8 protein-coding genes and 1 pseudogene are annotated in these 12,880 nt (G+C 74.9%); 7 read left to right on the forward strand and 2 right to left on the reverse strand.

Annotated features, from left to right (window positions below; translation table 11 throughout):
- Positions 1-101 precede the first annotated feature (101 nt).
- Both A8713_RS08310 and A8713_RS34895 read left to right on the forward strand, forming a co-directional pair.
- On the forward strand, positions 102-1,940 hold the full coding sequence (locus tag A8713_RS08310) for a phosphatidylglycerol lysyltransferase domain-containing protein (RefSeq protein ID WP_064532680.1): 1,839 nt from the start codon (positions 102-104) through the stop codon (positions 1,938-1,940).
- Between the two features lie 100 nt (positions 1,941-2,040).
- On the forward strand, positions 2,041-3,318 hold the full coding sequence (locus tag A8713_RS34895; protein ID WP_064532682.1) for a hypothetical protein: 1,278 nt from the start codon (positions 2,041-2,043) through the stop codon (positions 3,316-3,318).
- Positions 3,319-3,783: 465 nt separating this feature from the next.
- Here A8713_RS34895 and A8713_RS08320 read toward each other — a convergent pair.
- Positions 3,784-4,533 (reverse strand): annotated as a pseudogene (locus A8713_RS08320) (hypothetical protein); the annotation flags it as partial.
- A 79-nt stretch (positions 4,534-4,612) separates the two neighbouring features.
- Here A8713_RS08320 and A8713_RS08325 point away from each other — a divergent pair.
- Together A8713_RS08325 and A8713_RS34705 are read left to right on the forward strand one after the other, a co-directional pair.
- The gene (locus A8713_RS08325) at positions 4,613-5,470 is read left to right on the forward strand and encodes an adenosylcobinamide-GDP ribazoletransferase (RefSeq protein WP_064532684.1); all 858 of its coding nucleotides are present in this window, start codon (positions 4,613-4,615) and stop codon (positions 5,468-5,470) included.
- 113 nt (positions 5,471-5,583) lie between these two features.
- Positions 5,584-6,480, forward strand: a complete 897-nt coding sequence (locus A8713_RS34705; protein WP_064537322.1) for an RDD family protein — start codon at positions 5,584-5,586, stop codon at positions 6,478-6,480.
- Here the strand turns inward: A8713_RS34705 and A8713_RS08335 are convergent.
- Positions 6,440-7,351, reverse strand: a complete 912-nt coding sequence (locus A8713_RS08335; protein WP_064532687.1) for an endo alpha-1,4 polygalactosaminidase — start codon at positions 7,349-7,351, stop codon at positions 6,440-6,442. The genes A8713_RS34705 and A8713_RS08335 overlap by 41 nt on opposite strands.
- 307 nt (positions 7,352-7,658) lie before the next feature.
- Between A8713_RS08335 and A8713_RS08340 the strand changes: the two genes are divergently transcribed.
- The 3 genes from A8713_RS08340 to sucB all read left to right on the forward strand — a co-directional run bounded on the left by A8713_RS08340 (position 7,659) and on the right by sucB (position 12,697).
- The gene (locus tag A8713_RS08340) at positions 7,659-9,194 is read left to right on the forward strand and encodes a leucyl aminopeptidase (protein ID WP_064532688.1); all 1,536 of its coding nucleotides are present in this window, start codon (positions 7,659-7,661) and stop codon (positions 9,192-9,194) included.
- A 268-nt stretch (positions 9,195-9,462) separates the two neighbouring features.
- The gene (gene lpdA / locus A8713_RS08345; RefSeq protein WP_018567381.1) at positions 9,463-10,851 is read left to right on the forward strand and encodes a dihydrolipoyl dehydrogenase; all 1,389 of its coding nucleotides are present in this window, start codon (positions 9,463-9,465) and stop codon (positions 10,849-10,851) included.
- A 61-nt stretch (positions 10,852-10,912) separates the two neighbouring features.
- Positions 10,913-12,697, forward strand: a complete 1,785-nt coding sequence (sucB, locus tag A8713_RS08350; protein WP_064532690.1) for a 2-oxoglutarate dehydrogenase, E2 component, dihydrolipoamide succinyltransferase — start codon at positions 10,913-10,915, stop codon at positions 12,695-12,697.
- The last annotated feature ends 183 nt before the right edge of the window (positions 12,698-12,880 follow it).

Here is a 12,880-nt window from a genome sequence, read left to right on the forward strand (position 1 = left end):
GGCGCGGGGAGCGGGACACGGCGCGAGGAGCGGGACACGGCGCGGTGCGGCGTGACGCGCGTCCGTACCGTGCCGCGATGCCATGCATATGATCCGTATTCATGGGATATGCCCGCATTGCACCCGCCCGTTCCGCCAGTCCGGGCAGTCCGGGCGAGCGGAGTGGTCCGGGCGAGCGGAGTGGTCCGGGCGGCCGGGGCGGCGCGGCCTCGCGGCGGGCCGCCGCGGGGGCCGTCTGGTATCTGCGGGCGGTCGCGTTCGTCAACTTCCTCAGCGCGGTGTGGGTCTCCCTGGGCCAGGACGTGCGGCGGCACAACCAGGAGAACCTGTTCACCCCGTACCTGCTCACCGCCGGCTTCGCCTCCGGGGTGTTCGCCGCCTTCCTGGCCGTCACCATGCGGCGGCGCAAGCGGGCCGCCTGGATCCTGAACCTCGGTCTGAGCGCGCCGTTCCTCGGACTGTTCGCCGTCGCGATGACGCTGCCCGAGATCCGCGGCTCCGCGCAGAACTGGGTCTCGCTGATCCTCACCGCCGCCTTCGTGGCCGCCCTGCTGCTCGGGCGGCGCGAGTTCTACGCCAAGGGCGACCGCGCCAACCCGAAGCTCGCCGCCCTCGTCGCGACGGCCGGGCTGCCGGCCGCCTCGCTGCTGGCGGCCCTGCTGGTGACGGTCACCAACCAGGCGCCGGACGCGGCCCGTTCGACCTGGCCGGAGCGCTGGCACTACGGCACGCTGCGGCTGGTCTCGGTGGCCGCGCCGGAGGCCAGGTTCCCCGCAATCGCCACCCCGCCCTGGGCTGACGTCTCCGTCAACGTGCTGTCCACGGCGCTGGTCCTCGCCGTCCTGTACGCCGCCTTCCGCTCCCGGCGCGCCGTCGACCCGCTCACCGAGGACGACGAGAAGCGGCTGCGCGAGCTGCTGGACCGGCACGGCGAGCGGGACTCGCTCGGCTACTTCGCGCTGCGCCGCGAGAAGAGTGTCGTGTGGTCGCCGACCGGGAAGGCGGCCGTCGCCTACCGGGTGGTGGGCGGGGTGTCGCTGGCCTCCGGGGATCCGCTGGGCGACCCGGAGGCGTGGCCCGGCGCCATCGGGCCGTGGCTGGCCGAGGCCAGGGCGCACGGCTGGATCCCGGCCGTGATGGGCGCGGGCGAGGAGGCGGGCACGGTGTACGCGCGCCACGGCCTGGACGCCCTGGAACTGGGCGACGAGGCGGTGGTGGAGGTCGCCGACTTCACTTTGGAGGGCCGGGCCATGCGCACCGTGCGGCAGGCCCACAACCGGGTGCGGCGGGCCGGGTACACCGTGCGCGTACGGCGGCACGAGGACATCCCGGCGGACGAGATGGCCTCCCTGGTGCGGCGGGCGGACGACTGGCGGGACGGGCCCACCGAACGCGGCTTCAGCATGGCGCTCGGCCGGCTCGGCGACCCGGCCGACGGCCGCTGCGTGATGCTGGAGTGCCGCGACGCGCACGGCGCTCTGCGGGCCCTGCTCTCCTTCGTGCCCTGGGGGCCGCACGGGCTGTCCCTGGACCTGATGCGCCGTGACCGGGACGCCGAGAACGGCCTCATGGAGTTCATGGTCATCGAACTCCTCGGCCGGGCGCGGGAGGTCCGGGTCACCCAGGTCTCGCTGAACTTCGCGATGTTCCGCTCGGTCTTCGAACGCGGGGCGCGCCTGGGCGCGGGTCCGGTGCTGCGCGTGTGGCGCTCACTGCTCGGCTTCTTCTCCCGGTGGTGGCAGATCGAGTCGCTGTACCGCGCCAACGCCAAGTACCGGCCGGTGTGGGAGCCGCGGTTCCTGCTCTTCGAGAAGAGCGCGGACCTGCCGCGCATCGGCCTCGCGGCGGCCCGCGCCGAGGGCTTCCTGACCACCGGTCCGGCGGTGCGCGGGCTGCCGGAGCGGCTGCGCCGCCGGGGGCGGCTGGAGACCCGGCGGTGAGGGCGGGGCCGCCGCGACCACCGGGATCGTTCGGACCGCCTGGACCGCCTGGACCGTCGGGGTCGCGGCAGCGGTGCGCCGGGCAAGGCGTACGGGCCTGATGGGGCGCGCCGTCCGCCGGGTCGGCGCCGAGTGGGCGCGGGTGTACGGCACCGTACGCGGCCCGCTGCTGGGGCGCGGGCCGCGTGCGGTGCCGATGACGCTGGCCGCCGTCTGCCTGACGGCGCTGCTGTACTACGCGCAGCACCGGCCGTGGGGGGACGCCCTGGCGCGGCGCACGGGTGTCGTACGGGCCGACGACCCGCTGTGGCGGGCCCTGCTGCACACCCCGCTCTCGCTGTGCGTCCCGGCGCCCGACCTGCCGGTGTGGGGCGCGCTGGCGCAGGTCCTGTGCGTGTTCGGCGTCGCCGAGGTCTGCCTCGGCCGGCCGCGCATCCTGGCCGTCGCCTACGCCGCCACGCTCACCGGCACGCTGTACGCGCGGCTCGGCCTCGCCCTGGGCCCGCACCGCCCGCTGGGCCTGCCGCCCGCCGACGCGCACGTCGTCGACACCGGCCCGTCGGCGGCCGTCGTCGGGCTCGCGGTGTACGTCGGCCTGCGCCACGGCGCGTACCTCACGGCGGGCGCGGTGACCGCGGCCATGGCCGCCGAGGCCGCCCTGAAGGACAACCTCGCGGGAAAGGAGCACCTGGCCGCGATCGCGGGCGCGGCCCTGCTGTACGCCGCCCCGGCGCTCCTGCGCCGCACCCCCCGCCGCCCACCGCCTCGCCCGCCGACGACGGCAGCGGCCGCCTGCGGCACCGCTTCCCGCGCGGGGGCGGAGACGGGGGCAGGGCCGGGGGCACGGCCGACGGCAGAACCGGGGGCCGGGGCAGGGGCCGAACCGAGGACCGGACCGGAGGTCGGATCGGGGGCCGGGCCAGGGACCGGACCGGAGGTCAGACCGGGGACCGGGCCAAGGACCGGACCAAGGCTCCGTCCGGCAGCCGGGTCAGGGGCCGAACCGAGAACCGGACCGGAGGCCGGACCCGGGACCGGACCGGAGGCCAGACCGAAGGCCAGGCCAGGGACCGGACCGGAAGCCAGGCCAGGTGCCGGGCCCGGGGCCAGACCCGAGGCCAGGCCAGGTGGCGTCACCGGTCGTGGTCCCGGAGGCCGGGTCGGCTGGGGCGGTGGATCCGGTCGAGCGGGCGGGGCGTGCGACGGGGCGGAGCCAGGGTCTGCGGCCGCGGCCGCCAAGCCGGGGCCCGGGACGGCGTCTGGGCACGGGCCCGTCATCTGGGTCCGGGCCGGGAAAGGCGCGCGGGACACCGCCGGGGCCTGGGGCAGGCCGATGCCCGGAGCGGGCCCGGCGTCCGGCCGCGTCCGTGACACCTGACCCGGCGCCGCACCACGCGCGGCAGACGCCGGGCTCCGAGTCCCTGGCCAGGACGCGTCCAGGCCAAAGCGCCCGAGCCGGACCGGCACCCAAACCGGGCCGCCTGCCCGAGCCGGGCCCACCCTGCCCTCAGCCCGCGCCCGGTCGCGGTTCCGCGGTCCCGGCCGGAACTCCCGCCCGAACCAGGCCGTACCCGCGCCGGACCACGCCAGAACCAGGCCACCCGAACCAGGCCCCCGCCGCACCGCTCGCGCCACGTCCCACCCAGGACCGGCCTCAGCTCCGCGCCGCACCCCCACCCGAATCTCCCGGATCTCGGCCCTTCCCCCAGCCTCGTCCCTCCCCCGGGCCTGTTCCCGGCTCCGCGCCCCGGCCGGGAGCTCCGCCCGGTTCCGGGCCCGAGGCGGGGCCCGTCTCCGGGGTGGGTCGCGGTTCTGTCAATGGGGGCGGGGCCGCCGTCGGGAGGGCGGGCGAGGGCGTGGTCGGTTTGCCGGCGATCCAGTCCTGGAAGGCGCGGCGGGGTGCCGTCCAGCGGCGGTCGTGGCGGTGGGCGCGGAGGGCGGCACGGGCGCGGGCGCGCGGGCGGTGGCGGTAGAGGTGCCGGGCCCAGTAGGAGCCGGGCCGGGCCAGCCGGACGGCGCCGACCAGGGCGACGAAGGGCACGATCACGCCGAAGACCGCCAGGCGCAGCTTGCCCTTGCCGAGCGCCACCAGGGAGAGGAGGAAGTTCGCGGCCACGCCCGCGATGACCGTCCCGCGGTCCTGGAGCTCACCGGGGGTGACGTCGTTGACGCCGAACGGGGAGAACCCGGCGAGGACCAGTCCGACCAGGGCCGCGGTGAGGACGACCACCTCGACGCTCTTGCGGCCCTCCTCGGTCCAGTAGACGTCGTCCAGGTGCAGCAGGAGCGCGAACTCGTCCAGGACGAGACCCACGCCCGTACCGAAGATCACCGCGAACACCGAGGCGCCCACGCCGTGCCTGCTGCTGGTGGCGATCGCGCCGAAGCCGCCCAGGACGGCGAGGACCACTCCGGGGACGACGTGGTGGATGTGCAGCCCGCCCGCCTTGACGTTCCCGAAGGGGCCGCGGCCGGCCCGGATGAGACGGGTGATGACGCGGGTGATCAGGAAGGTGGCGACGAACGCGCCCAGGGCCAGGAGCAGGGGCAGTTTGCCGGGTTCGACGATGTTGCGGTACAGCCAGTGCCCCATGGACAGCAGTCTGCCCCGTCCGCCGGGCGGTCGCCCGCCCACCGGCCCGCCGCGTACGCCCCTCCCGTAGTCTGCCCGCGTGTCCGACCCCTCGTCCCCCTCGTCCCCGTCGTCCCCCTCGTCCCCGTCGCCCGCTCCCTCCTCCCCGTCCTCTCCCCCGCCGGGCTCGTGGACGCACGGGCCGCGGTTCGCCTTCGGCACGCTGACCGTGCTGCCGGTCCGGGTGCACCGCTGGGACCGGGGGGCGGCGCGCGGGGGGATGCTGTGCGCTCCGGTCGCGGGGCTCGTGGTGGGCGTGGCCGCGGCGGGCGCCGGTCTGCTGCTGCACCTGCTCGGGGCCGCCCCGCTGCTCGCGGCCGTCGCCACCGCCGCCGTGCCCGCCGTCCTGACCCGCGGTCTGCATCTGGACGGGCTCGCGGACACCGCCGACGGACTGGGCAGCGGCAAGCCCGCCGCGGACGCGCTGCGCATCATGAAGCAGTCGGACATCGGCCCCTTCGGCGTGATCACGCTGCTGTTCGTGCTGCTCGCCCAGGTGGCCGCCCTCACCCAGGCGTACTCCGGCTCATGGGCGCGCGGCGCCCTCGCGGCCGTCGTCTCCGCGGCCGCCGCCCGGCTGGCGCTGACCCTGGCCGCGCGCACCGGGGTGCCCGCCGCCCGGCCCGAGGGGCTGGGCGCGGCCGTCGCCGGGGTGGTGCCGGTGCCCGCCGCGCTGGCCGTGGCGCTCGCCGTCACACTGGCGGCGGGCGCGGCGGGCGCGGTCCTCGGCACGGGCACCGCCTGGCGCGCGGCCGGTGCGGTGCTCGCCGCGCTGTGCGCGGCGGAGCTGCTGCTGCGGCACTGCACGCGCCGTTTCGGCGGAGTGACCGGCGACGTCTTCGGCGGTCTCGCCGAGACGGCGGCGACCTGCGCGCTGCTCGTCGTGTCACTGGGCTGAAACGATTCCCGCCGGACCCTTCGGCCGCCCGCCCCCCGCTCGCTAGTCTGAACGGCGGAACAGACAACGGGTGACGGGATCGGGGGACGTCTGTGCCGAAGCTGCGCCGTGTCATGGCCTGGTTGATCGACTTCGCGCTGGTGGTCGCGGCGGCCTCCGCGCTCGCCGTGCTCACCTTCCACCGGATCGCCGCCCTGGTCACCGACGTGCCCGAGCTGGCCACCCGCGGCGGCCTTGATCTGCTCGGCTCGCGCGGTGACGTCGTCGGCAGCTCCGAGCACCTGGGCCTCTCGCTGTGGAACAAGGCCGTGCTGTACGTGGAGCAGGGCTTCGCGCTGCTGGTGCTCGCCACCTTCCTCTACCAGTGGGCCTGCCTGGCCCTGGCCGGGCGCACGGCGGGCAAGGCGCTGCTCGGGCTGAAGGTCGCCCCGCTCTCGCCGCTGTCCCGGCGGGGCCGCTCGGCCGCGGTCCGGGCCGCCGTCACCACCGCGGCCGACGTCGCCGTCTACGCGGTGGCCTGCGTGCTGCTGATCGAGGGGCACTTCCTGCTGTCGGTGCTGGTGTGGGCGGTGGCCGTGCTGCTCTTCCTGGTCAACGCGCTGCCGGTGCTGTTCCGCGGTCGGCGCTCGCTCGCCGACCGGCTGGCGCGGACCTCGGTCACCGGGCTGTGGCTGGGCGCCCCCGGCGCGCCGCTCCGCACGGCAGCGGACCTCGCCACCGCGCCGGACGCACCGGTCGGCCCGGCGTTCCCGCCGCCCGCGGACCCGGGGTACCCGCCGGCCGCGGACCCGGGGTACCCGCCGGTCGCCGCGCCGGGCTTCCCCGCGCCCGGCGGCGGGCAGGGGCTCCCCCGGCCGGGCGGCGGTCCCGGCTTTCCGCCGCCCGCCGCGCCGGGGTTCCCGCCGCCCGGCGGCGGCCCGGGGTTCCCTCCCCCGCCCGGCCCGGGGTTCCCCGCGTCGGGCACGGGGTTCAGCACGCCCGGCGCCACGCCCCCAGCTCGTACTTCTTGAGCAGGGAGCTCAGTTCCAGCTCGCGGGACTCCGCGCAGAAGCGGCCGGTGGGCAGTTCGTACTCGGTGTGGAAGACCGCCTTGCCGGCCGCGACGAACGGCTTGAGCCGGGCGCACTCGCCGTACTGTGCGCACTGTTCGTTGACCGCGAAGTCGAAGTCGCCCACCAGCTCGGGGATCTGGTCCAGGTCGTTCTTCAGGCCGACCGACATGCCGCGCGCGTGGGCGAGGGAGGCGACGAGGCGGTTGTAGCGGAGCTGGTCGGCGGCGGTGAGCGGGAATCCGGTGCGGTTCTTGTAGCCGTCCATGTTGTCCGGCTCCACCGCGTCGAAGCCCTTGTCGCGGCACATGTCGAGGCGGGCCGCCAGCAGGGGCTGAAGGACGACGGTGCGGCGGATGTCGAACCAGCGCTCGCCCTTCCAGCCGTTGCCCTCGCCGAGCACCGAGGCGGGGAAGCGGGCGGCGTCGGGCCGGAAGTCCTCCCAGGCGCCGGTGGAGACGTAGCAGATGACCTTGCGGCCCGCGCGGTGCAGTGCGGCGACCGTCTCCTTCGAGTGGTCGAAGCCGTCGATGTCGTAGACCGCCGCGTCCACCGAGGTGTCGAGCCGGCCGCTGAGCTGCCACTGCCAACTGGTGCCCGGCCGGGGGCGCCAGCGGTCCGCCGGGGACGCGGTGGCCTTCCCGGCACGCGCCTTGCCCCCACCGCCCCCACCGCCGTCGCCGTCGTCGCGCGTGCCGCTCCCGCATCCGGCGAGCAGCAGGAGGAGGAGCGCGACGAGGGCGGCCGGGCGGGCCGCGGACCGGAATCCGGGGGGAGCGGCGGGACGGCGGGCAGGACGGGTGGTGGGGTGATCCGTGGGGGTGTGCACCATTCGATCATCGCCGATGCCCCACCGCACCCCGCCGCCAGGGCAGTTGGCTTCCCGGCGGCGTCCCGCGCACGCATGGTGCGGCGGCGCGCGGGGCATCCGGTGACGGCCGTGCCGCCGCCGGGTGAAGACCACGCGACGGACCGGCGCGCGGACGCGCGTAGGCTCGTGCCGGGTGATTGCCTGCCCGGGTGCAGACCGCACCGCAGATGGAGTCGGGTCCGACAGGGCCTGAGGTCGGTCGTCGGGCCCGGTCGACCCACCCGTATTCGGCCAACCACCTTTCACAGGGAAGCGAGAAATCACCACCGTGACTGCTCTCACTCTCAGCACCGCCGCGGCGCCCGGCCTGCGCGCCGACGCGATCGTCGTCGGTGTCGCCAAGGGCACATCCAGGTCCGGGGCCCTGGTCCTCGCACCGGGTGCCGAGGCCGTCGACGCGGCCTACGACGGCAAGCTCGCCGCCGTCCTGGAGACCCTCGGCGCCTCCGGGGCCGAGGGCGAGGTCACGAAGCTGCCCGCGCCGTCCGGCTTCAAGGCCCCGCTCGTCCTCGCGGTGGGCCTGGGCGCCGCGCCCGAGAAGGACGCCGGGTTCGACCCCGAGGCGCTGCGCCGGGCCGCCGGTGTGGCCGCCCGCGCCCTCACCGGCGCGAAGAAGGCCGCGTTCGCGCTGCCGCTCGCGGACGCCGCCGACGCCGGCGCGGTCGCCGAGGGCGCGCTGCTGGGCGCGTACTCCTTCGACACGTACAAGGAGGAGGGCAAGGACGCCAAGGACCGCGGCGGCAAGGCGCCGCTGGCCGACGCCGTGCTGCTCGGCGGCAAGCCCCGCGACAAGGCGTTCAAGGCGGCGATCGAGCGCGCCACCGCCCTCGCCGAGGAGCTGAACCGCGCCCGCGACCTCATCAACACCCCGCCCAACGACCTGAACCCGGCCTCGTTCGCCGCCGTCGCGCAGGACGCGGCCAAGGCGCACGGTCTGAAGATCCAGGTGCTGGACGAGAAGGCGCTCGCCAAGGGCGGCTACGGCGGCATCCTGGGCGTCGGCGCCGGTTCGGCGGCCGGGCCGCGCCTGGTCAAGCTGTCGTACACCAGCTCGAAGGCGAAGAAGCACCTGGCGCTCGTCGGCAAGGGCATCACCTACGACTCGGGCGGCATCTCGCTCAAGCCGGCCGGTCACAACGAGACGATGAAGTGCGACATGGCCGGTGCCGCCGCGGTCTTCGCCGCCGTCGTCACCGCCGCCCGGCTGGGCCTGGAGGTCAACGTGACCGGCTGGCTGGCGCTGGCCGAGAACATGCCCTCCGGCTCCGCCACCCGCCCCGGTGACGTGCTGCGCATGTTCAGCGGCAAGACGGTGGAGGTGCTCAACACCGACGCCGAGGGCCGGCTGGTGCTCGCGGACGCGCTGTGGGCCGCCTCGCAGGAGAAGCCGGACGCGATCGTGGACGTCGCGACGCTGACCGGCGCGATGGTGCTGGCGCTCGGCAACCGCACCTTCGGGATCATGGCGAACGACGACGCGTTCCGCTCCGCGATCCACGAGGCCGCCGAGGAGGTCGGCGAGGAGGCGTGGCCGATGCCGCTGCCCGAGCACCTGCGCAAGGGCATGGACTCCCCGACCGCCGACATCGCCAACATGGGCGAGCGGATGGGCGGCGGCCTGGTCGCCGGTCTGTTCCTGCGCGAGTTCATCGGCGAGGGCATCACCTGGGCGCACCTGGACATCGCCGGTCCGGCCTTCAACGAGCAGGGCCCCTTCGGCTACACCCCCAAGGGCGGCACGGGCAGCGCGGTGCGCACCCTGGTCCGGCTGGCCGAGCTGACGGCCGCGGGCGACCTGGGCTGAGGCCCGCTCCCGCACCGCGGCGGCCCCGGGTGCCCGGCGCACCCGGGGCCGCCGCGTCCGGCGCGCGGCGCGCCCCCGTGTCCCGGCGCGTGTGGCGGGTGGTATGTCTCACACCCCGGCCCCGCGTCTCGTTCACCCCCGACAAGTGCGAAGATGGGCGTCGGCAGGACAGGGCCCCCACCCAAAGGGCCGAAGAACGAGCGGCCGGACACAAGCCGCCCGCCGGTCACCGACGACCGGCACGGCGCACATGCATGGAGGACGTGACGTGGCGAACGACGCCAGCACCGTTTTCGACCTAGTGATCCTCGGCGGTGGCAGCGGCGGTTACGCCGCGGCCCTGCGCGGGGCGCAGCTGGGCCTGGACGTCGCCCTGATCGAGAAGGACAAGGTCGGCGGTACCTGCCTGCACAAGGGGTGCATCCCCACCAAGGCCCTGCTGCACGCGGGCGAGATCGCCGACCAGGCCCGCGAGAGCGAGCAGTTCGGTGTCAAGGCCACCTTCGAGGGCATCGACGTCCCGGCCGTCCAGAAGTACAAGGACGAGGTCATCTCGGGCCTGTACAAGGGGCTCCAGGGGCTGATCGCCTCCCGCAAGGTGACGTACATCGAGGGTGAGGGCCGGCTGTCCTCCCCGACCTCCGTCGATGTCAACGGCCAGCGGATCCAGGGCCGCCACGTCCTCCTGGCGACCGGTTCCGTGCCGAAGTCCCTGCCCGGCCTGACCATCGACGGCAACCGCGTCATCTCCTCCGACCACGCCCTCGTGCTGGACCGGGTGCCGAAGTCCGCGATCATCCTCGGCGGCGGTGTCATCGGCGTCGAGTTCGCCTCCGCGTGGAAGTCCTTCGGCACCGACGTCACCATCGTCGAGGGGCTCAAGCACCTCGTCCCGGTCGAGGACGAGAACAGCTCCAAGCTGCTGGAGCGCGCCTTCCGCAAGCGGGGCATCAAGTTCAACCTGGGCACCTTCTTCGAGAAGGCCGAGTACACCCAGGACGGCGTCAAGGTCACCCTCGCCGACGGCAAGGAGTTCGAGGCCGAGGTCCTGCTCGTCGCCATCGGCCGCGGCCCGGTCTCCCAGGGCCTGGGCTACGAGGAGGCCGGGGTCGCCATGGACCGCGGCTACGTCCTGGTCGACGAGTACATGCGCACCAACGTCCCGACCGTCTCGGCCGTCGGCGACCTGGTCCCCACCCTCCAGCTCGCGCACGTCGGCTTCGCCGAGGGCATCCTGGTGGCGGAGCGTCTGGCCGGTCTGAAGACCGTCCCGATCGACTACGACGGTGTCCCCCGGGTCACGTACTGCCACCCGGAGGTCGCCTCCGTCGGCATCACCGAGGCCAAGGCCAAGGAGATCCACGGCGCGGACAAGGTCGTCGCCCTGAAGTACAACCTGGCGGGCAACGGAAAGAGCAAGATCCTCAAGACCGCGGGCGAGATCAAGCTCGTCCAGGTCAAGGACGGTGCCGTGGTCGGCGTCCACATGGTCGGCGACCGCATGGGCGAGCAGGTCGGCGAAGCGCAGCTGATCTACAACTGGGAGGCGCTGCCGGCCGAGGTCGCGCAGCTCATCCACGCCCACCCGACGCAGAACGAGGCGCTCGGCGAGGCCCACCTGGCCCTGGCCGGCAAGCCCCTCCACTCCCACGACTGAGCCTTCGGTCAACGGGCGCGACGACACAGACTTCCGTACTTCGTAAGGAGCAACCGAAACCATGGCGGTTTCCGTAACCCTGCCGGCGCTCGGCGAGAGCGTCACCGAGGGCACTGTCACCCGCTGGCTGAAGGCCGAGGGCGAGCGCGTCGAGGCCGACGAGCCGCTGCTCGAGGTCTCGACCGACAAGGTCGACACCGAGATCCCCTCGCCGGCCGCCGGTGTGCTGGCCTCCATCAAGGTCGCCGAGGACGAGACGGTGGAGGTCGGCGCCGAGCTGGCCGTCATCGACGACGGCTCGGGCGCCCCCGCCGCTGCCGAGGCGCCCGCCGCCGAGGCCGAGCCCGCCCCGGCCGCCGAGCCCGCCCCGGCCCCCGTCGCCGAGGCCCCCGCCGCCGAGGCCCCGGCTCCTGCCGCTCAGGCGCCCGCCGCCCCCGCCGGTGGCGCCGAGGGCACGGACGTGGTCCTGCCCGCGCTCGGTGAGTCCGTCACCGAGGGCACCGTCACCCGCTGGCTGAAGTCGGTCGGCGACTCCGTCGAGGCCGACGAGCCGCTGCTGGAGGTCTCCACGGACAAGGTCGACACCGAGATCCCGGCGCCCACCTCCGGCGTGCTCCTGGAGATCGTGGTCGGCGAGGACGAGACCGCCGAGGTCGGCGCCAAGCTCGCCGTCATCGGTGCCCCGGGTGCCGCTCCCGCGGCCGCCCCGGCTCCGGCCGCCCCCGCCCCGGCCCCCGCGGCCCCGGCCCCGGCTCCGGAACCGGCCGCCCCGCAGGCTCCGGCCGCCCCCGCGGCCCCCGCCCCGGCCCCGCAGGCTCCCGCCGCTCCGGCCCCGGCCCCGCAGGCCCCGGCCGCCCCGGCTCCGGCGCCCGCCCCGGCCCCGGCCGCCGCTCCGGCCGCCCCCGCCCCGGCCGCCCAGGCGACCGACGACGGTGCCTACGTGACCCCGCTGGTGCGCAAGCTCGCCGCCGAGAACGGCGTCGACCTGGGCGCCGTCAAGGGCACCGGCGTCGGCGGACGCATCCGCAAGCAGGACGTGCTCTCCGCGGCCGAGGCCGCGAAGACCCCGGCCGCCGCCGCTGCCGCGCCCGCCGCGAAGAAGGCCCCCGCCCTGGAGGCCTCCCCGCTGCGCGGCCAGACCGTGAAGATGCCGCGGATCCGCAAGGTCATCGGCGACAACATGGTCAAGGCCCTGCACGAGCAGGCGCAGCTGTCCTCGGTGGTCGAGGTCGACGTGACCCGGCTGATGCGGCTGCGCGCGCAGGCGAAGGACTCCTTCGCGGCGCGCGAGGGCGTCAAGCTCTCCCCGATGCCGTTCTTCGTCAAGGCCGCCGCGCAGGCGCTGAAGGCCCACCCGGCCATCAACGCCAAGATCAACGAGGCCGAGGGGACCATCACCTACTTCGACACCGAGAACGTCGGTATCGCGGTGGACTCCGAGAAGGGCCTGATGACCCCGGTCATCAAGCACGCCGGTGACCTCAACATCGCCGGTATCGCCAAGGCCACGGCCGAGCTGGCGGGCAAGGTGCGGGCCAGCAAGATCACGCCGGACGAGCTGTCCGGTGCGACCTTCACCATCTCCAACACCGGTTCGCGCGGCGCGCTCTTCGACACGATCATCGTGCCGCCGGGCCAGGTCGCGATCCTCGGCATCGGTGCCACGGTCAAGCGTCCGGCCGTCATCGAGACCGAGGAGGGCACGGTCATCGGCGTCCGCGACATGACCTACCTGACCCTCTCCTACGACCACCGCCTGGTGGACGGCGCCGACGCGGCCCGTTACCTGACGGCGGTCAAGGCGATCCTGGAGGCGGGCGAGTTCGAGGTCGAGCTGGGTCTCTGACCTCTCCGCTCCCCGCCGGGAGCTGGTGCGGCGCCCCCGTCCGGAGCACTCCGGGCGGGGGCGCCGCCGTTTGCCGTTTCTTGGCCATCACGGCGTGTAAGCCTCGTCTCACCTGCGTGAAAGCGCCCGTATGCGCCCTTCCGCCGCGCGCGGACCGCCGTATTGTCTAAGCGTCAATGCCCC

The organism is Streptomyces sp. SAT1 (assembly GCF_001654495.1).
GTDB lineage: Bacteria > Actinomycetota > Actinomycetes > Streptomycetales > Streptomycetaceae > Streptomyces > Streptomyces andamanensis.